At 51.7% G+C, this 25,761-nt stretch carries 22 protein-coding genes; 18 read left to right on the top strand and 4 right to left on the bottom strand.

Going from position 1 to position 25,761, the window contains the following annotated elements; all coding sequences use genetic code 11:
- Positions 1-77 precede the first annotated feature (77 nt).
- From HBO10_RS29945 to HBO10_RS29880, 14 genes are all read left to right on the top strand, one after another.
- A complete protein-coding gene (locus HBO10_RS29945; RefSeq protein ID WP_078466163.1) occupies positions 78-401 on the top strand; it encodes a TraV family lipoprotein in 324 nt (107 codons plus the stop codon).
- A complete protein-coding gene (locus HBO10_RS29940) occupies positions 389-865 on the top strand; it encodes a hypothetical protein (protein WP_078466114.1) in 477 nt (158 codons plus the stop codon). The genes HBO10_RS29945 and HBO10_RS29940 overlap by 13 nt, the downstream gene beginning before the upstream one ends.
- A complete protein-coding gene (locus tag HBO10_RS29935; protein WP_078466113.1) occupies positions 858-3,740 on the top strand; it encodes an FtsK/SpoIIIE domain-containing protein in 2,883 nt (960 codons plus the stop codon). The genes HBO10_RS29940 and HBO10_RS29935 overlap by 8 nt, the downstream gene beginning before the upstream one ends.
- Positions 3,724-4,101, top strand: a complete 378-nt coding sequence (locus HBO10_RS29930; RefSeq protein ID WP_078466112.1) for a hypothetical protein — start codon at positions 3,724-3,726, stop codon at positions 4,099-4,101. The genes HBO10_RS29935 and HBO10_RS29930 overlap by 17 nt, the downstream gene beginning before the upstream one ends.
- The gene (locus tag HBO10_RS29925; RefSeq protein ID WP_169904009.1) at positions 4,098-5,420 is read left to right on the top strand and encodes a hypothetical protein; all 1,323 of its coding nucleotides are present in this window, start codon (positions 4,098-4,100) and stop codon (positions 5,418-5,420) included. The genes HBO10_RS29930 and HBO10_RS29925 overlap by 4 nt, the downstream gene beginning before the upstream one ends.
- Complete coding sequence (locus HBO10_RS29920) at positions 5,401-6,060, top strand: hypothetical protein (RefSeq protein WP_011923001.1); 660 nt, start codon at positions 5,401-5,403, stop codon at positions 6,058-6,060. The genes HBO10_RS29925 and HBO10_RS29920 overlap by 20 nt, the downstream gene beginning before the upstream one ends.
- Positions 6,057-6,746, top strand: a complete 690-nt coding sequence (locus tag HBO10_RS29915; protein WP_078466110.1) for a transglycosylase SLT domain-containing protein — start codon at positions 6,057-6,059, stop codon at positions 6,744-6,746. Before HBO10_RS29920 ends, HBO10_RS29915 begins: the two co-directional genes overlap by 4 nt.
- Positions 6,715-7,512, top strand: coding sequence for a sel1 repeat family protein (locus HBO10_RS29910; protein WP_078466109.1), 798 nt, complete (start codon positions 6,715-6,717; stop codon positions 7,510-7,512). Before HBO10_RS29915 ends, HBO10_RS29910 begins: the two co-directional genes overlap by 32 nt.
- A gap of 7 nt (positions 7,513-7,519) precedes the next feature.
- Positions 7,520-8,401, top strand: a complete 882-nt coding sequence (gene traF / locus HBO10_RS29905) for a conjugal transfer protein TraF (protein ID WP_078466108.1) — start codon at positions 7,520-7,522, stop codon at positions 8,399-8,401.
- Between the two features lie 2 nt (positions 8,402-8,403).
- On the top strand, positions 8,404-9,801 hold the full coding sequence (locus HBO10_RS29900; protein WP_078466107.1) for a hypothetical protein: 1,398 nt from the start codon (positions 8,404-8,406) through the stop codon (positions 9,799-9,801).
- Positions 9,801-11,831 carry a hypothetical protein gene (locus HBO10_RS29895; protein WP_078466106.1) on the top strand — a complete coding sequence of 677 codons (2,031 nt, stop codon included), beginning with the start codon at positions 9,801-9,803 and terminating at the stop codon, positions 11,829-11,831. Before HBO10_RS29900 ends, HBO10_RS29895 begins: the two co-directional genes overlap by 1 nt.
- Before the next feature lie 160 nt (positions 11,832-11,991).
- A complete protein-coding gene (locus HBO10_RS29890; RefSeq protein WP_078466105.1) occupies positions 11,992-12,942 on the top strand; it encodes a hypothetical protein in 951 nt (316 codons plus the stop codon).
- Positions 12,943-13,127: 185 nt separating this feature from the next.
- Entirely contained in the window at positions 13,128-13,487 is a 360-nt protein-coding gene (locus HBO10_RS29885; RefSeq protein ID WP_169922245.1) for a hypothetical protein, read from the top strand.
- Between the two features lie 42 nt (positions 13,488-13,529).
- A complete protein-coding gene (locus tag HBO10_RS29880) occupies positions 13,530-13,973 on the top strand; it encodes a hypothetical protein (RefSeq protein ID WP_078466103.1) in 444 nt (147 codons plus the stop codon).
- A 256-nt stretch (positions 13,974-14,229) separates the two neighbouring features.
- On the opposite strand, the gene HBO10_RS29875 is transcribed toward HBO10_RS29880, so the two are convergent.
- From HBO10_RS29875 to HBO10_RS29865, 3 genes are all read right to left on the bottom strand, one after another.
- The gene (locus HBO10_RS29875) at positions 14,230-14,838 is read right to left on the bottom strand and encodes a hypothetical protein (RefSeq protein WP_078466101.1); all 609 of its coding nucleotides are present in this window, start codon (positions 14,836-14,838) and stop codon (positions 14,230-14,232) included.
- On the bottom strand, positions 14,831-15,901 hold the full coding sequence (locus HBO10_RS29870; RefSeq protein ID WP_011923011.1) for a ParM/StbA family protein: 1,071 nt from the start codon (positions 15,899-15,901) through the stop codon (positions 14,831-14,833). The genes HBO10_RS29875 and HBO10_RS29870 overlap by 8 nt, the downstream gene beginning before the upstream one ends.
- Before the next feature lie 3,041 nt (positions 15,902-18,942).
- Positions 18,943-19,275, bottom strand: coding sequence for a hypothetical protein (locus tag HBO10_RS29865; protein WP_169904011.1), 333 nt, complete (start codon positions 19,273-19,275; stop codon positions 18,943-18,945).
- A 465-nt stretch (positions 19,276-19,740) separates the two neighbouring features.
- On the opposite strand from HBO10_RS29865, the gene HBO10_RS29860 reads away from it, so the two are divergent.
- The 4 genes from HBO10_RS29860 (at position 19,741) to HBO10_RS29845 (ending at position 24,015) form a co-directional block, all read left to right on the top strand.
- The gene (locus HBO10_RS29860) at positions 19,741-20,472 is read left to right on the top strand and encodes a hypothetical protein (protein WP_011923016.1); all 732 of its coding nucleotides are present in this window, start codon (positions 19,741-19,743) and stop codon (positions 20,470-20,472) included.
- Entirely contained in the window at positions 20,469-21,857 is a 1,389-nt protein-coding gene (locus tag HBO10_RS29855) for a hypothetical protein (RefSeq protein ID WP_078466098.1), read from the top strand. Before HBO10_RS29860 ends, HBO10_RS29855 begins: the two co-directional genes overlap by 4 nt.
- A 400-nt stretch (positions 21,858-22,257) precedes the next feature.
- Positions 22,258-22,770: a hypothetical protein gene (locus HBO10_RS29850; protein WP_169904012.1), complete on the top strand. Its 513-nt coding sequence runs from the start codon at positions 22,258-22,260 to the stop codon at positions 22,768-22,770.
- A 12-nt stretch (positions 22,771-22,782) separates the two neighbouring features.
- Entirely contained in the window at positions 22,783-24,015 is a 1,233-nt protein-coding gene (locus HBO10_RS29845) for a hypothetical protein (RefSeq protein WP_078466096.1), read from the top strand.
- 60 nt (positions 24,016-24,075) lie between these two features.
- Here the strand turns inward: HBO10_RS29845 and HBO10_RS29840 are convergent, their stop codons facing one another.
- The gene (locus HBO10_RS29840) at positions 24,076-25,629 is read right to left on the bottom strand and encodes a diguanylate cyclase (RefSeq protein WP_078466095.1); all 1,554 of its coding nucleotides are present in this window, start codon (positions 25,627-25,629) and stop codon (positions 24,076-24,078) included.
- Positions 25,630-25,761 lie beyond the last annotated feature (132 nt).

Here is a 25,761-nt window from a genome sequence, read left to right as displayed (position 1 = left end):
CTATGACTTCAATCCAAATCCGCCTTCCAGCTACACGGCGTGCAAATCTCGTACGTGACAAGAGTGAGCCAAAGACCATGCAGAAGCTGATTCTTCTTTCCTTCTTGGCAATGGCCCTCACCGGCTGCGCAACTGATGAAGAACCGTTCCGGAACAGTGCAACCATGGATCAGATCTACGACACGGTTAACTCCTCTGGTGGCGCTGACACTGTCCGGTTGCTGCGTGAAGGGTTGCGCGCCAGGCCTGAACTTGGTTCAAGCGATCCCTACTATCCAATCCGAAATCCAGATGTCGTTGCACCTGTATGGGTAGTGCCATATGCCGACAAGCGCACAGGCGTGAAGCATGGCGGTCGCTGGGACTACGTGATCATGGAGGAAGCGGGATGGGCAAACTAATCCTGAGCCTACTGTTTTTACTTGCCCCAATTGCTCAAGCCGAAGGGATCACGCAATACCACAAAGATGCCATTCGTGAGTATTACGAGAAGCAGATCCTAGGGAGAGGCCAGGACCTCACCGTTCGCCAACCCGACGTTGATCTTTATCGAAGAATCTTTACGAAACCCAACGAAGTTGACACCCGGCCGCTACCCCCACCGGATCAAATTCCTTGGCCTCAGATCTTCAAAAAACAAAATCTGACTCTAGGTGAAATTCTTAACTTGGCCTCGGCCGCAAGTGGTTATGAAACGGAATTTGACCCGGCGATAAACCAGAACGAAATCGTGCTGATCAACACATCACCGAATTCGCTTCGTGACATTGCTGAATACGTTTCCCGGGTCAGTTCAGCACGCATCACTGTTTACCCCGAATCGCGACTGATTACTGCAACACAGAAGGTATCAACGAATGGCTAAAAAGTCTGATCTGCACCTATACGACTCTGAGCTAGCTGGCCTGGGTCGTCGCAACTATCAAGGCGGCATGCCAATTCAACTGCTGTCCGATGCCTTCCTATACGAGCAGCAAGGTCGCTATTTCCATACGCTGGATGGTCGGTTCGCAAAGATTTGGAAGATTTCCGGTGTGGATGCGTCCATGTTCAACAACGACATGTTGTTTGATGTGACCGGCAGTTTCTCGGACGTTCTGAACAAGTATCCAGCGGGAAGCACCGGGCAGTTTCTGCGACATACACATCGCGACATCCGCCAGATCATGGGGCTCTATCAAGATCAGATTGACCCTGAAGCCGGTGAGTTCGCCGCCGCAATCGCCCACTCCATAATGGACCGGCAGTTTTCGGCTGCGACATCGGCCAATGGATTCTTCGGCGATGCCACTGCGGCCACTCTGAAAAAGATGCAGGACGATGCTCTTGCGGATCTTGAGCAGGACGAGACTGATGAAGATGTCCGGGCAACTGCGTCTGAAGCAATCAAGCGCGAGGTACGGGAAGGCCGCTTCCCCTTCGTAAACGATTTCTACATCGTGTTCATGTGGCAGCCTGAATACATTTTCGGGAAGTTTTTTGACACTACCGTCAAAGCAGCGCTAGCTTCGGTAGGGCTAGCAGACGCAAACAAAATGGCTGAGCGTGCCTATAACGGGCACGCTAAGATTTTTGGTCAGTATTGCACTGAGATCGAACAAGCACTGGCTACCTATGGCTTCCAACCTGAGGTTTTGACTGGTCAAGGCTACATCAACCTTCACTATGGGCTGATGAACCCTGTCCGGAGCTTTGAAATCGAGCCACCGAAGTACAGGGCTGACATACCAATACTTGATGCGCTGGATAATCCAGACATCGTTGAAACCCGGGATAACCTTGCTGCGACAGCTACCTTTGCGCATGTAGAAACGGAGCCTAACGGCTGGACAATTCACGACCGCGGCGTCCCGTACTACATCCGTCCTGTGTCCGTTATGGGCAAGCCGATTCGCAGCGCACCTGGCATGCTCCAGGTAGCCATGGCTGGGATTGAATCCGAAAGTCTAATCACAATGAACTGGAGCGTTCCACGCGCTGTTGTCGTGACCAGCCGGCTAGCTATCCGCGGTCGAATGATCGCGGCTAAGGAGTCGATGCGCGTAGGGGACAAAGAAACCCGTGAACGGCAGCGTAGCGACCTTGATGCTGTAAGGAGCAAGGTGTCCTCAGAGAACGCGAGCAACCGGGAGCAGTTTTTCGACCTGTCTGTTCACATCAATCTGATGGGATTCAACAAAGAGATCATTGACGACCAAGCCATGTCGCTTGAGCGTCGGCTGTGGCGTATCGGTCACAAAGAAGTATTGCGTGGGGATGCTGTGGTCCGTAACAGCATGCCATTTAATTTCCGCCAGACCAGCATGAAACTGCTGAAGCGAAGCATTCCTCACCTGACGGAGAGCGTTTCGCACATGGCCCCAATGTTTGTTGAGTACCAAGGAGTACCCGACCCTGCGATCCTGATGAACAATCGTGCTGGTCAGCCGATCTTCTTGGACCTTTGGGGTAACAGCGTCAACACAGCTCACTCGTTGATCTGCGGGACCACAGGCTCAGGTAAGTCATTTACTTTCAACAATTTGTTGATGGCCCTGAGGGTGAAATACAGACCGAAGGTCTGGATCATTGACAAAGGTGATTCGTACGAAAGCCTTTGTCTGGTGTTGAATGGTAATTACGTCCGCCTCACGACCGAGCGGTTTGTTGAGCCCGTCTCCGGCCGCACAATTGACCCAATCTGTATTAATCCATTTGCCCTCAAGCGTGATGAGAATAATCGCAATGTGAAGCCCGAGCTTGACGAGATTTTCTTCGTCGCACGGATGCTGATCATGATGATGGAGGCCGGGGACGGCTCAGGGTCCACCAAGTCTAATCTAACCAAGGTGACTTCATCTCTCCTATACCAAGCACTTGAGGAGTTTTATCGTGACTGGGTTGAGACGCGGCCTATGGATGAGCCGCGCTTCAGGGACTTCATCCCTCACCTGATCAAGACAAATTTCCATGAGCAGAAAGGTGAGGTTCTCGCACAGAACCTGACGCTGTACTACGGCACTGGTCCGTTCGCCGCCATTTTCGATGGCTACTTGGATGTTGATTGGGAAAACGATTTTACGGTACTTGAAACACAGCGCATGTCGAAGTCCCCTGCGCTTGGCATTGTGACATTGGCTCTATTCCGCCAAATCGACTTGTACTGCAAGTTCAAGCTCGATCGCAGCCGTAAAAAGGTGGTTGCTGTCGATGAGGCCTGGGCAACACTGTCCGATCCGAACGCCGCAAAAGCCTTGTCCAGTTTTTATCGTGAGTTGCGCCGTTATGGTGCTGGTTGCTTGCTGATAAGCCAGACGGTTAAAGACTTTGTGAACCTGATCAAAGCAGAGACGAGCGGTGGTGGCGACTCGCAAGACGGAATTCTCGAGAACACAAGTCATTACTTTTTCCTTGCCTGCTCGGAGTCTGACTACAGAGTTGCCAAAGAAGAACTCGCATTCACCGACGAAGAAATCGATCTGTGGCGCTCTCTAGCCTCGCTGCCTCCGATGTATTCAGAGGTGTTCTACAGGATGCGGACCAGCCAGAGCCTCTATTACTCAGGTGTATTTAGACTCTTTTCAGCCCCGATGACTTTGTGGATTGCAAGCTCGCACCCTGATGATTACCGGATGCGAGAGCTTAGGACTGAAGCAATCGTAAACGAGCAAAGAATTGAATCGTCGGTCGCCCGCCAGCAAGCAATCATCGACCTATCAAAAACTCACCCATACGGAGCACGTTATGGCCAAGTTGTTTAAGGCTGCCGCCCTTCTATGCATCGCCGTCACGGCTGGGTGCACTGATAAATACGAACCTCGCGAAACGATCGTTGACACCGAAACCAAGCCAGTCAAAGAAATGTACGCACCGAATACTGAACTCGAGCGCCGCGCTTACTCCGAAGGAGTGAGCCAGGTACTAACGGACATGAAAGGAAAGATGCGGGCTCGCGAGCGCTTCACTTGGGATGCCCCACTAGTTCAATGCGGAGTGAAAATCCCCGCACGTGTCGTCAATGGGATGTTGTCACCCGAACACGAAGAATGCGTACAAATTGCCCCAGGCCGCTTCTCCGAAGAGGCGCCTACTTACCTTCCCCTGCTCGGATCAGAAAAATGAGTGAACAAAACAAACCAGGCGGTCTCGGCGATCTGATCGGCAAGATCAAAAGCGGTGCAGCAACTATTGCGGCAAGCACGAAGAAGCCTCGACGAGACGCAGGCACCGACGCAGACGCTGATAACGTTGAGGTCATTGAATCTCAGGACGCCCCACGCCCGCACATCGACGATTACAACGATCCGCTCCTCATTGACCCACAGGACCAGGCTGTACCAGCAAAGCCAGATCCAAAGAAGATGTCGTTAAAGAAAAAGCTCGTGCTTGGGGCCGTGGTTGTCGCCCTTGGTGTTATGGCTAAAAACGGTATTTTCACACCGGTTGCGATTCATCAATCACCTCCAGAAACACATCCGCCCACGGCCGATGCGAGTGCGCATGAAGACAAGCCATCGCTGCCACAAATGCATGATGGTGGTTTGACTGCCGGGTTACCTACCGCACTTGGCGAGCAAGCAGTTGTTGATCCGGCGATTGGAAAAACACTGGACGAATTGCAGCTGGACGGACAATTGCAGAAGCCGTTGGTTGCTAGCGGCAAGACTGTTTCAGCGCAAGATTCAGGGTCAATACCTGCTGACGGTTTTGGCTTTCCTGCCCAGCTAGCCAATGAGCCACCACCTCTTGAAATTGGAGCAACAGCCTCACAGCCGAAGGAACAGCTTCCTTTGCCAAGCGGAGCAAACAGCCCATTCGCCGCTGCTCCAGAGGTAGCGCCGGAACCAATCACTGCTGGTTCGGGCTCACCATTTGGTGAGATGCCTGTGGGGGGAGAAACACCCCCTAAACTAGCCTCACTTTCAGCTGAAAAACATGACCCTGTTTTGGGTAGCACTTCACTCCAAAACCCGGATAGTAGTCAGAAACCGAGTCTGCAGAAAGACGCGGCTGATGTGACGAAGATGAAAGCTCAGCTTGCTCAGAAGGACAATGAAATCAAGTCCCTCAAAGATCAATTGGCAAAGAAACCAGGTAGCAACATCAAGCCTGCCCAAGCCAAACCTGCTGTAGCTCACAACCCTAAGCACTCGGCCCGCGTTGCACAACGATCGCCCACCAAGGCTGTACCGCCAGTGGCGAAGGTTGTCTCGAGACCAAAACTCTGCGTGAAAGCAGTAGCACCACCAGCGCGTAATTGCACCACGTGCGTAGCTCATGCGTTCGTAGTCGATGCCGGCGCGGAGAATATGGTGGGCCAAGGCGATTTCCTCGATGGATATCGCGTTGCAATCACCGGTGATCGTCTCGATTTGCAGAACTCGGATGGCCAAGTAGTCCATAAGTTCTGGAGTTCTCCAAATGGGTGCCCGTCGATTTAACATTCATGAGCAGATCAGCAGCGCTGACGAGCTGTTTTTGGCGCGACTAGCTGCTGAGGTCTCAGAGTGTCATTTCCGTGCACCTAACCATGTCCCCGTGCGCTGGGGAATTCCCAGCGCAAGCGAGGCAGACGAACCCAAGCTACATCCAGGCGATCTAACTCAGGCCCAGCTATGTGCCCTGGAGGCCGCAGTAGTTCTGTTCGTAAAGCAGGACTATGTAGCTGCCAAGAGCGCGCTTGAGCCGTTCGTTGCTATAAATCATGAAGAAGCATCCAAGCTCTACATCAAGGTCCTTCAAAAGCTACGTGTAGCTGACTGGGACAAAATTGCCCGACGCATCAACCGCGTTAGCACCGACACTCTGTTCGTACCAGCCGGAAGTACGGAAGTGATTGATGGCCAGAAGGTCATCCTGATTCATCAAGGCTTGAGTAAGTCCTTAGGTCATGATGCCCCCAGGTGCGTTGTCAAATATGTGACCCATCACGAAATGCTCCACGAGCAATTGGGTACAAGCCCTGAAGACCCCCATCCTCCCCTTTTCAGGCGTCTTGATCGAAGCTTTCCGGAGCGCGCCAGAACCATCGCTTGGTTGCAGAAACACAGTTTCCATACCATCGACGGAGTACGGGTGTGATTCGATCCATTGTCGCGCTTGCACTGGCACTTAACGCTGCTAATGCAATCTGCTCACCTTATGACTCGATGATTGATCGTGCAGCTCGAAACCACGGCGTTGATCCAATCGTGCTGCGTGCGATAGCAGCGCATGAGTCAAACAAAAACCCATGGACTTTCAACGCTGATGGAGAACCTTTCCGCTACCAAGATAAAGAAACCGCAGTAAGAGTGCTCTGGTCACTAACCAAAGCACCTTGGATGGTCAAAGCCATCTCCTTGAAAGGAGAGCGGTTCCGCCGGTTCTTCACCTCTCAGGCTAGTGCGAATTCTTATGCGAAAAGCATTCGAGATTCAGGTCGACTGATTTTGCGGGTAGATGACAGCAAAGTGGTCAACAAAGGAGAGGTGCGGGTTCGAGCACTAAGACTAATAAATACAGATATAGGGATTGCTCAAGTTAATTACCGTTGGAACGGTCAAGGAATTGCGACTGTTCAGACATGGTTTGATCCGCATTACAACCTTGAATTCGCAGCGACTCGTATTGCAGAACTTAAAAAGAAGCACAAGAACGAGATCGAGGCCGTTGGCTATTACCACTCAGCAACCCCGGTTTACCGCAAGAAATATCTCGAATATTTCATACCAAAGTACAACGAGGAGAAACGACTTGCGACCGTATCTATGGCTGCTGCTCGCTAGCTTCATTTCAACCAATGTAATGGCCAGCGTTATTGAGCCCACTACCGACCAAAGAGTCGGCGAAGGCATCATGGCTATTCTAAAAGGCGAAAAACAGAAAGCATGGGACATCCTTTTTCCTGAGGCCAAGAAAGGCAACATTATTGCCATGTATCACCTTGGTGATCTAATGCTGAGATCTCCCGAATATCCGAATAATCTGGAGCGAGCAGCTACTTTTTTTAAAGCTGCAGCTGATCGAGGACATAAGGGTAGTGCTGCAATGCTATCTCAGGTCCAGGGAATGCTTGGCCAGCGTGGTCAAACACCAACAATTGGCGGTGCAAGCGGTGTTCCAGTACCGAAAGATATTGAGGGCGCAAAACAAGCATACGCGCGCATGCAGTCACAAATCGGTCGGTTTGTTGGCGACCAACGATTGGTTGAACCGGTTGCAACCATAAAGATGTTCATCACCGAAAATGCAAGCAATGTTGCAGAGTTAGTGAAGATATCAAACGATGCTAAAGCCCGATTTGGGGAAAAGGTTGACTTTCAATATTATGTATTAATTGATCAAGCTAACTGGAATCCTCGACGTGTTTTTACTCCAGCATCGGGAAATCTTCCGTTGACCGGATTCCGACCTGATATGAACGGCTCTGAAGCACTGAAATATGGTGTCCGCTCAACTCCAGCTATCGTGCTAGTCCCTCAAAATGGACAACCAAAAATATTGAGCAATGCTCAGTCTGTAATCACCGAACTGTCTGCTGTTCTTAGGTAAGGAAAGTATGAAAACTTCAATTAAGATCTCTCTCGCCTTTCTGGTTGGATGTTTTGTCTCCAATGCACCTTTCGTACTTTCCGACGCATCAAGTCCAAATGAAGCGTTGTCAAACGCTATCGCAGTAGCGATGGCAAAAGTTGACAAGTACAACGATGATCGTCAGAACGCTGAAATCGACAAGCTTCCAAATATTCTCGACTGCCAGAATATGGACTGGATGAAAAATTGCTCTGAGTTGAACCGGAACGCGAAGAAGAACCCACAAGCGCCTATGCGAATGATTGGCAAAAATGGTGTGGAGTTTAACTTTCAACCGGGAACGCCAAGCGCCGTAATCAACCTTCAGCTCAACCAAACCCCTGAGGCGGCATCAGAGCTTGTCTCTTATATGGATAAAACCTGGGGTGAGTACCACAAGTCCGCCGAACTCTACAAAATGGCAATGTGGCAAAACGGAGACCTGAAAAACATTAAAGGACTTGATGCTGCTACTGAGAAGGCTAAGGAAGTAAAATACATAGATACCGACAACGTGAGTATGTCTGTGTTCGTAGAGTCAACCTGCCCTGTCTGTGAAAAACAGCTACAAATCCTTTCCACTGTCCAACAAAAATATCCAAAGCTTAAAATAAAGATATTTCAACTTGACGGTGATCGTGATGCCTTCACAAAGCATGTAACTCAACGAGGATTGTCTGGACGCGTACTTTCTCGCGAAGAACGTATTAGTTTGCAAAAGCTGGGAGTGACGTCATGGCCAATTTCATGGATCGACAACACTAAGGTCAACAGACGCAAAAGTATTGTCGGTAACAGAACACTTCGCCAGCTTGAAGATCACTTTCAGGCTATGACATATATCCAGCCAGAGAAGAAAGGCGCATGAAAATGAAATCACGCTATATCAAATCGATCCTCGCGCTGACAGTCTCTGCTGTGATGTCAACAAATACTTTCGCAGCGTCAATTGATTTTGGGGCTGACGGGTCGGACTCTCCCTGGACACGCCGCATGGACGACGTTACAGGCCTGTTTGGTGAATCCGTGAAAGGGAGCGCGGTGAACGACGCGAACAAAGGAGGCAGCTTTTCCTTCGATACCTTCACCCCATTCCAAGACCAGCGGACTTCAGTAGTAAATGGCTACGGCGCTACTGAAGTTGGCGTGGGTTGTAATGGGCTCAATCTTAGCACTGTACTAGATGGTCAACTGGGCCAGTACCAGGAGATGGTTGAACAGTTCATCCAAAATGCTCCGGCGCTTGCCATCATGTATTTAGCCTACAGCCAGCCGACCATCAAGTCTGTGATCGACCAGCTTAATAGCGTTGGTCAGTTTGGCTTGGACCTCTCAAACATGACCTGCTCGGGCGTACGGTCTCTGGCCGACAAGGCATATGACGAGAAAAAGCAAACCCTAGCTGAAGCCGACTGTACTGTGGACGAGGGCTATAAAAGCTCAAAATGCATGGCAGGTGAGGGTTTAACCGGATCTCTTCTCAACCAAATGGGGGAGTTCAAGCAGAAAACCTCCGATCGCGCCAACGCAATGATGGGAAAGGTGTCGAGCGCTACTGGCGGGCTGGTTGGTTGGAATTCCTCTGTCTCGGGCGGAACAAATAAAGGCGCTGGCACTGGGTCTGGAACAGGAACCGGCGGCACTGGCTCAGTTAAAGCTTCTGTTAGCGGTAAATCATGCAGCAATGACCCACAAGATGGTAGCGCCGGCCTGGTGCTCGCGGCATCGGAACTTGGTTGTGATGACATCAAGAAATATGGTGGCCTCGTACCTTCGTATGGTTTCAACAATGATGCTGCCTCGGTAACCCCGCGCACTGAAAACATTGAGAACCTTTCGAAAACCCTGACCACTGAATACATGGACCTGTACAAAGCTGTTTACTCTGCAGATGCCGCATCCTTCAAAAATACACAGGCATATAAAGATCTGATCTCTCGAGCTGACATCGTTGTCAGCGAGAACGAACATCAATACATGCGAAACCTTGCCAGATCGAGCCCGGCCATGTTCATTTCAACAGAGCGCCAATTATCAACGCTCGGAATGATGAAAGAGCTGGACGACGTAATTTCCAAGATTGAAATTGGCGTTTCAAGCGGTATCGCCAATCAACCTGATAACGTAATCCTGAGTGATGAGGTTATCAGCCGCACTAAAACCTCTGTTGCGGGCCTTCGCCAACAATACATCGCCCTTCAGGCACGAATCAAACACGATCAAGAACGCAACAAAGTATTCGCGAGTGTCCAACAGGTAACGAACTAATGTCAGACTCGACTGATATTGAAAATTTTGACTACCTACAGATCGTCAATTCCAATTTTGGCGATCTTGTTAGTCATTACATCAACATGTGGCAGGCTTATAACCAGTCCTTCACTGTGGCGGCGATGAACCTCTGTCTGTGGGGAGGACTTGCCTGGGTAAGTATTTTGACCCTGAAAGCACCTGCAGATAAGCTCAAGACAGCTGCGAGCGCTATAGGTGTTGTACTTTTGGTTGCCATGCTCCTACAGCCAGGTAACTATAAAATTGGGCCCGCTGGTGGAAGCGTAGGACTATCGGCGGGTGCTGGCTGGTCAGTTTCAATTATTGGCAATATTTATCAGCTTTTCAAATCAGCTCTGGATAATGTAAATAAAGAAACGGCAATGAGCCTGGCATTTGAAAATGCTTATCATGTGACAAACGAGGGGACACTCAAGAAATTCGCCAATAGCCCTGTAAAGGATATGTACCAAGACTATATAGATAAATGTCAAGGTGCGCTGTCTGCTACGGCTGGTAGCACCCCAGATACCCGGCTCGTAGGACAATCAGTTGGTCTCTACGGTTCAACAATGATAAACCCTGTTGAAGTGAGTCAACTTAGCAAGGAGCAGTATGAAGAAATGGAGGCTGGCAACAAGGTTGGAAGTGCATCGCCGATGAACGTTCTTGGCCTTGGGTTATCAATCAATTCATGGAGAAGGTATTTCGCAGACAGCGAGGTAGCCGATAAGGTGGACGCCGGCAGAACCGCACTACTCAATATACCTGAAGATCAGAATCCGTTCCGAGGCAATAATGTCAAACCCGGGGGCTATCTTTTACCTTCAAAAGAGTATTGGGTAAGACAGTATTTCCCATCCAAAGCAAATGAAGGCGCCTCGGAGTTCGATAAAACTACTGACAATGCCGATAGCTCAATGTATAGCAACCCACAGCTAACTGAGGGCTCATCGGTCGCCGCGGGACAAGAAGTTAGGTTCTACCCTAAAAACTGCCTCCAAATGTATGGCATGGTGACAAAGGCCGTTCAGAATTGGACTGATGCAATCAGAGAAGAGGTTCCAATGGCTCAAAGATCCTCATATATGAGAGATCAGACTGAAGCCCAGACCCTCATGATCAAAAACATAAACAATATGATTGAGCAGCGAGATAAGTTTTCAGATAGTTCGCTTCCTATTATTGGCTCTGAACGCCGTAATGGTCAGGACATGAACTGGGGGATCAGCGATGCAGCTGACAGCATAATGACCAAGATCCAGGACGTCGGCAAAGCATTTAAAGAATGGATGCTTACCTTCAAGGTACCTGCAATGATCAATGGCTGCGCCATGCTCGCAGGGATGATGGTTGTGCTCTTCCCGGTGATATGTGTATTTGCGGTTTTTGTTAATCCGAGCATTCTGATTAGCTTTGTTAAAATTCTTAGCTTTGCTTTCATGATCCCATTCGTCAACAACCTTTGTTTAACAATGGCTGCTACATTGCTTGCAATGAATGGGGAGCTGATGACAGGGCTAACTTCGGGCAACATTTATGAGAACTATCCCCTGCTCATTTCAGCAGGCTCTGCACAATATATTATCTTCATGGCTTTGACTGCTGTAGAGATAGTTATTGCTAAAATGCTGATTTGGGATGATGTCAAAGGTCTTTCAGGATTTAACCCAGCCGGCGCAGCTTCTGGAATGGCCGCAACCGGTGGTGCTGTGATTGGTGCAGCAGTCAAACTCGGCAGTGCTGCATTGAGTCTCGTTGGTGGACCGGCCAAGCTTGCTGGCGCCCTCGGGCGAGTTGTCTCGGGAGCAGGTTCGGCAGCTAACGGTGCAGCAGGCGCAACAACTGGGGCTTACCGAGCTACAAATATTGTCCAATCGCTCCCGAAAGCTTCTGCTGGATCAGCCTCCCAAGCCAGCAAAAGGCTCGCTAAGCCAAGCTCACCGCCTCCAAAACCTAATCTCCCCGCGTTGCCGCCCCCGACCCCACCGGGTCCAGATACTCCAAAGGGGCCAAACAAGCCCTAATCAAAGCCCGCGCGAGCGGGCTTTTCTTTGCCCGAGCCGTTCACGTTTGGTACTGATCAAGGAAGCCCTTCATAATCCCATCCCATTAAACCTGCGCTGAGACTTGGAATCCTGGGCTGACCTGTTAAAACAGTTCGTGTCCAGATCACGGAGATGAATTATGAAAAAATTAATGGTTGTGGCACTGATTGCAGTGGCGATCGCAGGTTGCGGGGACTCATCGAATCCGACCTCCACGAAATGGATCGGCGGAAGCGTCGTCGACCAACCAGAATTCCGGTTGCCAGGCTCGACCTTCGGTTTGAAGAGCGTACAGGATTCCAACGCTCAATCCGGACAAGCTTGGTTTTTCGAGAAAGCCAATTGGAAACCGAAGGGTTGGTCACTGTGGGTCGCTTCCAACGTGTATTCGGACTACAAGGCGCCGAAAAATGATTTGAGCATGCTGCAACATGGGTTTGCTCGAGCAGATTCGGCAGCCGAGCGGTCTAAGAAGGAAAGCTTTTTTATCGGTGGGGTGAGCAAGTGGCTCAAGGAAAATCACGTAGACGTTGAGCTCAACTTCCTGGGCTACGATGGTCTCCCGCAATCCCTGATGCAGAGCAACGATGCATACAGAGGTTTTTGGTTGACCTGGAACAACGAGCCCTGTGAAAAAGCTTTTCGTATGTGCGTGGACAATTACTTTGTCTCGCCTGTATCCCGCCTGTCTGGAGGTGAGCGCTTGGGCTACAAGGACTGGATCAAGCCATACCTGAACCTTGGGGAAGGCGACACGGCTGTAGGCCGCAAGTTTGTGATCGATTCGTGGGGCGGGATGGAAGACGAAAAAAGTCCCTTTTATGACATCTGGCCTACTATGGTCTTCCTAGTGAATCCTGAAGGTGTTGTTACACGTGCCTGGCTTCCTCAAAAAAATGACGCGGCCACGGTTCAGCGCGTTCAGGCTGCCATTGTTGCTGATGTTGGTGGGCCTTACGCCAAGGTGGCCGTCAGTGAGAAAGCGGACTCAGCACGACCACCAACCCAAGGCTACTATGGACAGCACTACATCGAGACCGGCGTGGGCAAGGTCCTAGAAACCTTCCAAGAGATTATGAACTCGAAATGATAGGCGCAGTGATTTTCACGGTTAATGACAATGTGTATCCCTCTTACTGCCTAGACTCACTTGGGAATTTGATTCGCTGTGACGAATCTGGACCAGAGCTGGGTCTGGTCCCATTCGGCGTTCAACTAGTTTCCACCGCTGACGAGTTAGTGAATCCTTTTCCATGGACAATCACAATAGGTGCCGTGCTTGAACGTCTGACCTTTGTAGCGCGCATCCATGGTGAAGTTAAACGCGCGTACCGAGATTTCGAATTGGTCTCGGCCACAGCCCCCTTCGTACCACACATACCTGTCTCAGAGGGCGAAGATGTTGTGATCCAGGCTATCGACTTGCTGCCAAGTCTTTCAGCTGCTGACGCAGTGGCGGTCCGTGAGCAACTAGCTGCAAACGGGATTTTCGAAATTCCGTTTATCTCGAATTTCGATGCTGGATTCCATGAGGCAGCAGGCGCTGGGCTGAGCGTTCCGCCTATTGAGTATGTGACAGCTGGTTGGATGTCGAGCATGAAGGTATACCGTAAAGCTCTAGTTCGATCTGCCTAATTTGCCCCGATCCAGACCGTGCCACCACCTAGAAATCAAAATATGTTGATCCAGATTCGGAGCAAGAAAGAGATGCAAACCTATAACGTTGATGTCGGCTATCTTCAGGAGGCGGACGCATTCGATGTCAACCATCTGCTGCCTAACTGGCTCCCAAGTGCGAATATCTTTCTCGCGCGCTCGGCTTCACAGGCGAAGGTCGGTGTATTCGGGTCGCTGTCGCAGCTGGACTTCAATCTCTGGCTTTCAGATCTCGCACTGAGCCTTCCCGAGCATACAGGCGTTTCTCTTGATCTCGTTCTGTCCGAATCTCAGGGTGTGGCTCACGTTAACTACAGCCTGGTTGACCGTATCCCCAACATAGACCCCCCTATCGAAGCTGATAATCCAGGCTTTCTCAACTATGCGCTGACCTGGTTCAGATCTCGGCGTCCGAATGTTCGAATCTATGCAACTGAAGGTCTATTTTGGGTGGAAGGGTTTTGATGATGTCTACTGCAGCAGCTCCAATTCACACTATGGTGACCACCCTGCTCAACAACTTTGTAGAGGGCGTGACCGTTTTATCGGTCACCCAGGAGGCGGTCAAGGTTCTCCCCCATACTCAAGCATTACCACCACTTCTCACATGCGACGGTACACCGCGACAGTTGGCCCGTGTTCTTGATTGTTTCGTTCGTTGGGATGGCGAGGTGAGAGTTGCAGCCCTCCTGGACGAAGGGCTGCTGGACGTATGGGTTATCTAGGAGAAATCCATAGGTGGCAAATCAGCCAATGGATCATCCACTTCCACCTGAATTACCAACGCTTCAACCGGTGGCTTCGTTCCAGTTGTGAAGTTGCCCGGAGCAGGTTCAATGCTGGCCTGATCTACGCTGGACACGACCATAGCAACTGGTCTCGCCACAACCTCCCTTTCGATTTCTGCACTTACACCCATCTTCGTGTTGGCCAGGTCGGTCGATGATCCGTCTGTGACCTTTCTACCGAGCAGCGCCTCATTCAGAGCATCGTTAACCTTACCCGGATCAGCTTGCCTAAATAGTTGATGACGGTTCAGTAAGTTGATGATCGCTTGCCCCTTGACCCCCCTCGGAAGTGCCCGATACAACGCATATAACTTCGGATACTTCTCTGCCGACAGTGTAAATTTTACGTTCTGAAATTCACCGCCGTCGGCTACGTTGTAGTCGGCCTCAGAAATGGGGCAAAAGCTCAAGCACGCTTCTGACATAGCCAGCACAACCTGATTACCAGCTTGTCGGGGGTATTTTGCTAGGACCTCGACAAGGGCTTCATGCATCTCTGGATAAAGCCTTTCCCGGATCACAACGCTCTGGGTCTCAGCCACGCTGAGCTACCTTCATCCGGGCCTGCTCCTTGAAGTTCTGCGTTACGTAAAAACGATGATAGCCACGCACGATCGAGTTCTCAGGATCCTTGGCCATGTAGATCACCGTGTTGATATACGTTTGGAGGAGTTTCCTCCCCAGAACAATTGCACCACCACCAGCCACCACCATACCGGCCATGAAGTCAGTCTTCCCCCAGACGGTGTTGATACACCGTACGACCACGTCATCTGCGAACTCTTGCCGTGCAGGTAGGCTGATGGGATCAATATCGATCCTGGATCCGCGCCACGGGATGAAGCCTTTCCTCAGCCAGGTATCCATCGTGTACTCAGTAGTCTGAGCGTCGAGAGAGAAATCCTTAGGCAGTCGGGACTTTGCCGGCAGGATAGTATTTAGTGCATCCACCTGCTTTAGCTGTGTAAACAGTTTCTTGTGGATGTCAGAAACCCCGCTAGATTCACCCCAACGTAGCTTATCGTCAGAACTCACCTTGCCGTCGACGAATTGTCCGGCATCTGTGGTGCCCTGGCCGATATCAATAATTCCAAGTTTCCCCTCCATCACAACACGGGGATCAATGACTTTCCCTTCCGGATCCAACAGTTCAGGGTCGAACCATGGGCCAACGTATTGTGGTAGCACATTGACGCTTGCTGGTTGGTAACCTTCTTCGATAGCCCATTTTTTGAGATCGGAGGCAAACTCGTTGCGGCGAAGCTTGAAAAACTCAGTCGGCAGCCCCGTCACGATGATCGGATTTTTCTGACCAACCTCTTTCAAGACCTTGAGGAACAGAACCTTAATGCTTTCTGAACTGTAATAGCTCGAGTCAGTGCTACGGGGGGCAGCACCATCTTCCCGGCAGTCATCGCCGATGTAGAAAGATCCGAACTTTGTCTTGAAAGACTCACGGGTGAAGCCACCACCCAGGCCTTGGTTCGATTGAGCAGGTGCAACAAGTGACGCAAAAGACCCTCGAATTTCGCCAGCACCTGCGATGTAACTGGTGGTGCCGTTACCAAGGTCGATCGCAATCAGCTGTTCGATAGAATGAGACATTATTTTTCCTTCTACTCAGAGTAGCGCTCGGATAAGGACTCTCAACGAGCCCCACTCTTCCAGAATCGCCACCATATTTTTTTGGTGTCTGTTGATGCTTCCCGAATGCTTGCCTAGATGACAGTGAGAAATCAGCTCGGCTGTCAGCCATGGCGTTGGCTTTCGGCTTGGTCTAGTTGATATGACAGCAGACAAATCGGCCTCAGTTGGAGGGCGACCCAGTGAGAGCGCAAGACGCTCTCGTACCTTCTGCTGGTTTAGCCTTTGCTTGTAGCTGCTGACATCTCGGCTACTTCGCTTACCTGTCCGGCGGTCGAAGTATTCAACCACCCTGTATCGCGGCTCCGCAGGGGACAGCGGATCGAGAGCAGGGCATTCACGCCTGCAAATGATCGACCTGAATCTTACCGGTTGTCGCGCTTCATTGAACTCAAAAGCTAGCTGATTTAATTCACTATCCAACTCAAGGTACTTCTCGATCAAACCGGCAGCCTTAGCGCTTCGGGTCTCGCAGGACACTGCCAATGCCGAGATCCACTCATCTAGCCCGGAAGCCTTTGATTTCGGAACAAGGATCCCGAGATCATTACCAGGAAATGCATTCACCCAACGTACCGCTCGCCTCGCTGCATTGAGGAACAATTCAAGGTCTCTGGAAAACGATTTAGTCCTTTTGGCACCGAGGATCGGAGTCATGTGAGCAAGACGTGCCTCCACTGTCCTCAATGAAACGCGGTGGAAATCGCCATCTTTCTTTGTTCCCTTCGACAGGTACACCTCTACACACGAAACCCGCCCAACCTTCTCGCTTGCTCGCCACATCCACATTAATGACCAGCCATCCTGAGAGCGTCTCTGTGCCCAGCCTCCTTCGTAGGACCTAACCTTGTCAGCAAGTTGCTGAAGTGTAGTTTGGACAAAAGCCATCTGGTCGACGATCCCCATCAAGAGGTGCTCTCGCCTCTCTGTCATCTCGGCGAGCTTTTGAAGGAACGGACCTGCCAGCTCAACATCACGAACATTTCTACGCACAGATCAACCTCAAAACTGTGGTTATTGCTGTTTACGACCAATACGGTGTCTTAGAGAGCACTGCAAAATCCCTTTAGGCACTCGTAGCGCACCTCCAAAGCCCGGCAGCACCTTCTGACACACCTAAGCAACACTACTGACTGCCCACTGATGCCCCAATCACATAGGTATAAGCATTCGAACGCAAACGTCATACGCCCTCGTAACGCCTGACTAAAACCCACTGGCACACGACAATTATCCCCTTATTGCCCAGCAACGCACCTCAAAAGCACCATACGAAATCCATTAGTCAATTCCGGTTGTTTTTGGACTCATTTAGTGTCGGAATGCACATTACGGATATGCCGATGGTGCTCCCGGCCGGCTGCATCCGACAACATAGAGTAGGCGGGAAATTAGTTAAATCCCCGTCTAATGTAATAATACGGGCCCTTCTGCGATTCTGATAAATCCGATTCTATTTCAACGGGTTATCACAAATGTTCGAAAATGAGTTCTTGAATGCCAAAACGCTCTAGCCAAAAGCACCACGCTCCACAACCAACTGATCAGCTGAGGGGGTCTGAGGTCAGCTCAATCCTCGGAATCCACCGCAACACACTCCAACGCATGGTTGCTCTAAAAACTCTTGAACATGACGGAGAGACAGGGGGTGGTCGGCGGTATTGGCTTAGGTCCTCTGTTGATGCTTACCGCCTCGGAACTCTGACGACTGCAACTGTGTGGTACATCCAAAGCAGTCTTCTACAGGAGCTCGTGGTTAAGGTTCAGGCAGGTCACCGAATCCTCGGTCAGACGGCAGCTAGCATTCCGCTTGCCGCGACGAGCCGAGCTGGATGCCTATCTCTGCTTCTTACGTTCATTGAGAAAAGCGAACCTCATGCCATTGCGCTTCCCGCAAATGCTGCCGGCCTACCAACTGCAGCAGTAATCACTGAGATATGTCGCACTCACGGCGTGCCCGTCATTTTGTTCCCTTGTTAGGCGGCAGCACTTCGATTGCAAGCAAGAGGTTTGGAGAACAACGATCCCATAAGAGGCGGGGGGCGCACTCAAGGGGTCTTAACTGATTGGGTCGATGGGGTGCACATCATTGCTACTGGTGGTTACAGCCCTGCTTTTCTCGCTGGAGAGCCCGTGATCATTGCTAAGGGCTGTAACGGTAAAGACATGAGCATCGTGCATTGCCTGAACTCCCTGAAGACAGGGGAGGCAAAACGCTTTCTTTGCCGCCAGGGTAGGGCCGGGCGTTGGAATACCCTTGAGCGCGTTTACGACCTTACGTACCAAGGTAGACCCAGCCGGCCTGCGGCACTCCTCCGTTCCCAGCAGACAAAAGATGTCAGTGATGCTCTACACGATGGAAAATCGCATCAGCCAAGAATGACCTTAGCTCGCCAACCGACACCTCATAGAGTCAGTACCAGACAGCCAGGTTTCATCATCACAACGCTCACACTAGGTGATGCATGGGTCTTTAGCTTTTAGCTCGCGCTCGGCGAAAGAAGGCCCATTTCACGAATGACCTAATAGGGCAACCTGTTCAGCGGCTGTGACCATCTACCGATCACTCAGTATCAGCCACCATAAGATTTGGCTCATGGCATAGGCTGCGCCGTAGGGCTCGAGCCCTCCCCCATAACTAGATCGGTCTGCGACCCCTCAAAGAAGGCAGGCTGCGGCGCGCACTCAGTTGGTGTTAGGAATATTCGGGATTCGTCAGATCCGATTAGTGACAACCGTGACCTGCAAGAAAGATCCAGCAGCCCGTGACAAGCTCCAAACCCTCAAGCTGAGATCCCTGGCTATCCAGGTAGGCTATTAAGTTCGGAAATCGGAACACACTAGAGAGGCAACTCAAGCACCTTGAGCCGATACGGCCACTCTCGGACTACTCGCACCCACCAAATGGCCAGAGACAGCCGAGCCGGTGTCGGTATAAGTCCCCGCAGCCCACGTCACTTGTTTGCGCTGTGGAATCAGGCCGCCGGCTGATATCGGAGCCGCTAGTGAAGAACGGCACCTTTGGGACATGGCTTCATCGGGAGGAGCGTATCGCTGTCACCACTTGCCTGATAAACATCAATCAACATTTGAACGAGTTCGCTCCCAGCACCAGCCTGGCCATTGAGGTGATGCGCTACCAGGTCCATCGAGTCGCGCGGATCGGGCCCACTCCAAACAATCTGAGCACTGACCTGGCCGCCTTCGATATAGAAGAAGCTAACGAGAACAGTATCAATGCCCTCTTTGATAGCTGCCCAGCCATGCAGTCGATTCTGCAAAGCAAATCCCGCTTGACGAGCCGAGCTAATGGCTTGGTGATACGCGTTGATCATGGTTACTCCTACAGGTGATGAGCGCACCTTAACGTCACGTTCGTGAATTCCAAGAGCAGCGACGAACGGTAGTACATTGCCACCATTGAGCATCTTGTGGCCATTGGTGTGCCATCAACGCCGGGTTTCAGGCGTCAACTTCCTTACGGGACAGGGTCTGTAGCGATTTACAAGCTGAACGTCATTGCACACAGTTGGGTACCTGATGTCTCACTTTTCCTCCAGCTCAACGCTTTTGACTGAAAAATCACGCCCTTTTTAGAGTTGCCTGTCCCATCCGCGCCCAATAGAATCGCGCTCAATTACTTCGGTACACACCTACGGGGCGTCCGAGGAGCCAAGCGGTTGAGCATTGCTCACCGTATGTAGAAGGGGGTCGGTGGCTGTCGTGGCTACCGGACAAAGCAAATTCCAGGGGACTGGATTTGCGCTTAGGAGCCGATCGTATGATCGGAGGAGGGAGGCATGCGCCTCGTTAGGAGCAACTGGCTCGCCGGGCTTACCAGCGACCAGTTCTTAAGTCTTGACCCGTGGGAGTTCGTCATTCATGTCGAATCCCAACAACAGTGGGTAGCTGAAATCCGCTCGAAGCTTTCTGTTCGTCTAACGGACGAGGAGCTTCTTCAGATTCTGTACCCGGGCATCTATGACGCCACAAAGAGCGCCATCAGAAACTACGCTGCCGGCTCCCCTGACGGACGCGGGTTGTGCTTGATCGGCTACGCCCTCTCTTACATACGTAAGTACGGTTATGCCCGCGTCATCGATGAGGTTCCAGGTTCTGGCGCATTCAACTTTGCGGATCTCGACGGCTTAGACTATGCGCCGCGCGCTCATGGTCTAGAACCTGATTACCTCAACACTGCGTCCAACTACACTGACAGCCTGTCGGCACTACCCCAGTTCCTGTCCGACGGCATCGTGCTCAGTGATGAAGGACTGCAGAAGCGCCATGCTCACGTTGAGACGCTGCGCAGGTTTCTGACACATCGTGAACACCAGATCCTCCGCCTGGCTGTTCTTGAGCAACATTGCTCCGTAGACATGAGCTCGATGCTTGGGCTTAGTGAAAAGCAGGTATGGAAGGTACGTCGCCAACTCAAGGTCAAACTCGGTGAAATAGCGATTGACCAGGGCATCTGCCCTCGCGTCGTCGCAAGCCTGAGAGGGAAAGAGACGGCGGCGGCCGGCGAATGAAGCAATCAATCACAGACTTCATCAAAGACGCCGTATACCCGAAGCTAGATGCAGTGGATCGTGGCCTTCTTAATCACCTGCACCCCAAAAAGCTATCAGCCAATGGCTCCTATGTCCTCGACTGTCCAGCCTGTGGTAAAGACCGCGCTTTCTACTACCCATTCAGGTCCGGGATTCAGTGCAATCGTAAGGACAACTGCCCAAGCCCATACACGCCTTTGTGGGACGCCCTCGCCCAGAACGGCATGAGCAACGGCGATATCGTCAAAACCCTTTGTGAGTCCGCAGGTGTTGAACCCCCTGACAACCGGGACAACGAAGCCAAGCAGCAGTCACGCGCAGCCAATGGTGGTCGCCCTCCCCTCACGACGGGCCAGGCAATCATTCTGGTGACTCAGCAACTGGCTCAACGCAACAAGGGGATTCTTGACGAATTCCAGCAATCCCGAGGGTATACAAACGAGGTCATGGCTACGCTGCGCCTCGGCGTATTCACTAACAATGATGAAGTGCTTTCGCTTCTTCAGGCTCACGGTGTTACCCGGGAGCAAGCCCGTTCTATTGGGATCGTCAGCTTTGAGGATGAAACCCCTTCATCTGTCTGGTCGGGGATGGAAGGTCGAGTTATCGGTTACTGGCCTCACCCAGACGGCGAGGCCCGTATCTGGGGCAGGATCCCATCAGGACAAGGTGAAGCCAGGTCTAATCCGAAATACCGTTTTTCACCAAAATCGTCCAAAGATATCCCTTACCTTTTCAAGCAGCGGCAGAAGTCCATCCTGGTTTGCGTGGAAGGGACGTTGGATGCTTGGGCTCTGCAGCTCATCAAGGTTTGGGGATGCGCCATTGGGCAAGCATCAATTAACTCAGCCCAGGCCGCATACCTAGCCAGCCAAGGAATTACAGAGGCCGCTCATATGGTCGATGGCGATCATGCCGGCTATGAAGGTGCACTATCGTCGATCCGTGAGGCTGAAGCCGTTGGCATAACCTTGAGCATCATAGCGCTTGGCCGTGGCATGGATGATGCCGATGCCATGCGAACAGCTGGTCGTGAAGACGCACTCAAAGCCCTGATCAACTCAAGGATGAATGCAGGTGAGTATATGGCCAGATATTGTGCCTCTTTACTCGACCAGCCCCTTCCTGACCTACGGCGCGTAGCCAAGATACGAGCCATTGCCAATGGGCTTACCACTGCCTCCAAGCGTAAATGGCTGGATTTCAGCCAGAGCCTAGGCATCGCCGCCGATGAAGAATCTGATGCCCTACGGGCACTGAGCCATCTGGTCTCGGGTGGTCTCACTTTTGAAGAAGCCTCTGGTGTTATTCGCCGCAGGACCGGATACCAAATCACCATCACCAAGGATGCCGCTCATGGCTGAGTCGAGCTCACAGGGGTCGTCATCCGGCCCGATAGTGAAATCTCTCAAGATCGTGCTCTTTGTCTTTCTCGTTATCTTCGTTGCGAAGATATACCTGAGAGCTCCTGAGTATCGATACGTCGAGGTTTGTTACTTCCCGCAAAAAATATTCCAACTCGCTTGGATTGATGCTTGGGGTTTGTTCGTCCCTGACGACAGCGCCAGCTACCTGAGTCACGCAAGTGACGTCAGCGACTTTTTTCGCTCATGCACCCAACAAGCTGCTGGTTGGGAATGGCTGAGATCAATTGGCACTCACCAGTAAGGTAACCCCATGGCTAACGAAACTACCCAAGTCCGCAACACCGCGCCTCAACTTCCAGAGCGCACCCTACGCATTGACGGCGAGCGTACCGCGGCGATGTACACCCTGGCGATCCGTGTTGCACGGCTCGACTCGCGTTTTCGTGAGCTTGCAGGCAACCCCTCCGTGGAAGGTCGCAAGCAATATCGTTCGGGCAACGAAGGCTTTGCTCGGGCGCTCGGTGAGTTCGAAGACGCTCTCATGCAGATCGAGAAGGACGTGGATATGAATTCACGCCGCAGCGGTCGCCAGAGTAAAGGGCAGCCACAACGACGCGAGCCTCAGGCGCGCCCACAGACTGCTCCACAAAAGAATTCAGCTGCGCCGGCGGCCACTACTACGCCCACAGCCGAATCTAAGCCTGCGCAAGGTCCCAAGCCTGAGGCTAATGGTTCGACTGCCCCTGCCGGCGAAGCACCCAAAACCCAGGCCAAACAACCGCAGAAGCCAACTCAAAAACCTGCTCAGCAGAATGGTCAGCCACCTAAAGGCCAGCAAGCAAAACCGCAGGCCAAAAACCCGCAGCAGCAGGCTAAGCAAAAGCCTGATGTAGCAACCGTCACCTTATAAGGGAGCTGGACAATGAGCAGCTGGAACAATATTAAAGACGCGAGCCGGATGCTTCCGGCCTGGTTCACCCCATTTGTTCTTGCGGGGGCAACAATTGGTTTGTACGTGATTGCCCGCTACATGACTGCGGAAAAGCCTGACGAACTGGTTGGTTTCGCAACAATGTCTGCCATTGTCCTGTCGCTTCTTGTCGGGTTTGTATTCATGGTAAGTGCCATCGCAAAAGCGAAAGCTGGCAATGTCGTGTCAGCGATCGGCGAAGGCTTTCAACGTGGCCTAACATTCGTATGGGTCACTTCGGCCGTTTGCCTCTGCGTTTACGTCTGTGCCACCCCGGCATACCGCTTGGTCACACAGAACATTTTCTATACCGTCACTACCATCGGAGTTGCTTGCCTTCTTGGTGTCGGTTACTGGGCATCAGGACTTCGGCCAAAGGCCCAGGCTCATCAAGATCAACTTGGTGGCGCAATGAGCAGCGCAGTCGCTCTACCACTTTCATTTGCCCCAACACCAGAGCAACGGCCGGCATTTCAGGTGACAATGGCAGACCAAACCCGGCTCATGATTCATCAAGCGGCTCGGATCATTGCCTACAAAGGCAGTAACTGCTTGATTGCAGACTCATTCAGCGCTCACCTTGACATCAACACTCGGACTGCAAAGATCTTCACAGATCTTAACCTCCTCTCTACTTCAGACATGGTTTTCTGGCGAATGCACATGCTGATGATCGGCAGTGCCGCAGAACAGCGCATCATGAATACGTCTTCTGACGCAGCGCTTGATGATCTTCAGAATTTCGACGAGCTTTGTCTGCGCTACCTGCAAATGACAAACAAGGGGAATTTCTTCAAACCAGTGTCGGACCACGAAGTAGTGATGAAGGCTAACCGTTTGAATCTGTTGCGGGGGAACGTATCGCAACGTTGCCACGCAGCAGTGGTACAGAACGAGCGCCTCATCCTTGAGCTGGTCAAACTGATGCGTGGCCGCCCTACCCTGATGTACATGGACCTCAAGCACATTCTTGATCGCGTTGAAATGCCTGCAGACTTCCCTTCTGCTGAGTTCGACTCGAACGAAGCAATGGAGCGCGTGCTGATGCAGCTTACCTTCGACGAGCCAGATGACATCCAGGGCATAACAGAGCACAGCGACATTTCAGAGGGTAATTTCTCTGAACCTGTGAAGGACAATGTCCATCACTTCGCCCCCCCGGCCGAGAAAACCTTTCGAGCCTGATCTCAGTAAATTAAAAGCCCCAGATGCTGGGGCTTTTTTATATCCGCAGATCGGAACTGGTTAGTCAGCAGCCTCTACACGGTTTCGACCGCCATGCTTTGCCTTGTACAACGCGTGGTCTGCAGCCTTCATTGAAACCGCTGCGGACCCATCCAGCAGAGCCACGCCGGCGCTGAAGGTGCAGGCAAACCATTTCCCACTTTCACCCTGATCCTGCAGGCCGGTTTCAAACTGAAGATTGCTGAAGAGTTCGCGAATTCTGTCGATTACATTCCTGGCATCTGACATCGGTGCGCCAACCATCAGCACGGCGAACTCCTCGCCCCCCATCCTGCCTATGAAATCGGTGGAGCGAAGGTTGTCTGATAGCACCTCAGCAAGCCCAACAAGCACCTTGTCACCTACAGGATGACCAAACGTATCGTTTACCTGCTTGAAGTGATCAATGTCGATCATCACCATGGTGTTGGGCACGCTGCCTGAAGCACTGACACGTGATGCTGATGCCATCAACTGCCCGTGGTTCAGAAGCCCTGTGAGAGGGTCGCGCCGCATTCGCGAGTCAAACGCCTTAGACCTCGATATGAGCGCCTTGAGGGCTTTGATGAAGGCTCCCCGCTTCAATGGTTTCTGGACAAAAGCGTCTGCCCCCTTCGAAAGCGCGATCAGCTGGGTTTCTGTGTTCCGCTCACTGCTCAGAAAAATGATAGGCATCACTGCATCGCTATCTTGGCGAATAACACTGGCAACTTGGGCGCCATTGGCTCCCGGCATATGGAAGTCAGTTACGACCACGTCAGGCCTGAAGTCCTCAATAGCCTTCAAAACCCCAGCTGGAGAAAGGATATGGAGTACCTCAATCCCTTCCTCACGCATGAATTTAATTGCCGGGTATGCATCCGTTTTGGAGTCATCGAGCAGCAAAACCTTGTACCCATTGATCTGCGAGTCTCTGGCTCTGCTACGGATCAGCGATCGAAGCGTTTTGACGTCGGCCTCAACCCCTAGTAACCGCACTACACCAAAGGTCGCGGCAACCAAGCGCTGCTCGAATGTCATTGGTGTATCTTCTGCAATGACCACCAGCAAATCACTGTCATGATGAGCAGCCAGAGCTTCGAGCGCACGACATGCTTCTGGGTGGTCCACAACAGCGCTACCCACGAGCACCAAACCTGAGGTCGGCATTCGTTCCCTCAGGTCGGCTACAAGATCCGAGCTGGAATCCAGACTGAGTGACAGGATCTTAAGCCCCATAGAGCTTAAGCCTGAGGCAAAGAATGCTCCACGGTTTCCGAACCCGGGGATGTAGATGGCTGATGGTCCTTGATCACTGGCTCGTGCGTCGCTTTCCCGCCGGCTTGCCGCCTGTAGCGTGTCCATCTGCAGATCAATTCCTTCTAATAATCTTGCTGTCAGTGATTGGTTGCTGCTGATGAGGGATGAAAGCGAACCGAGCTCCGTCGCGAATTCCCCGGATAGGGAACTGATGGTGCTTGATCGAACCTTGGCAACTACGGCTTTGAAGGCTTCAAGGGTGTACTCGCTTGGCCTTGGCAAGACCTGTGAGCGCCAAGCTGACTGCAGGACCCGGTTGATGGTTTCGTGATTCATAAGCAGGGGCCTCCACTAGTAATAGTGGCCATCTAGTGCCCCATATTTGCAGGTTCCAACTAAAATATTTGCCTTCCGGCCTGAGGCAGCGAGCCATTCAGACCTGCGCCCGTGGACGAATGTCGGGAAGGC

The sequence above is a fragment of the Pseudomonas sp. WS 5503 genome (assembly GCF_012985385.1).
GTDB classification, from domain to species: domain Bacteria; phylum Pseudomonadota; class Gammaproteobacteria; order Pseudomonadales; family Pseudomonadaceae; genus Aquipseudomonas; species Aquipseudomonas paracarnis.
The sequence above is the reverse complement of the archived record's forward strand: the minus strand, read 5'-3'. Positions and strand labels throughout refer to the sequence as shown.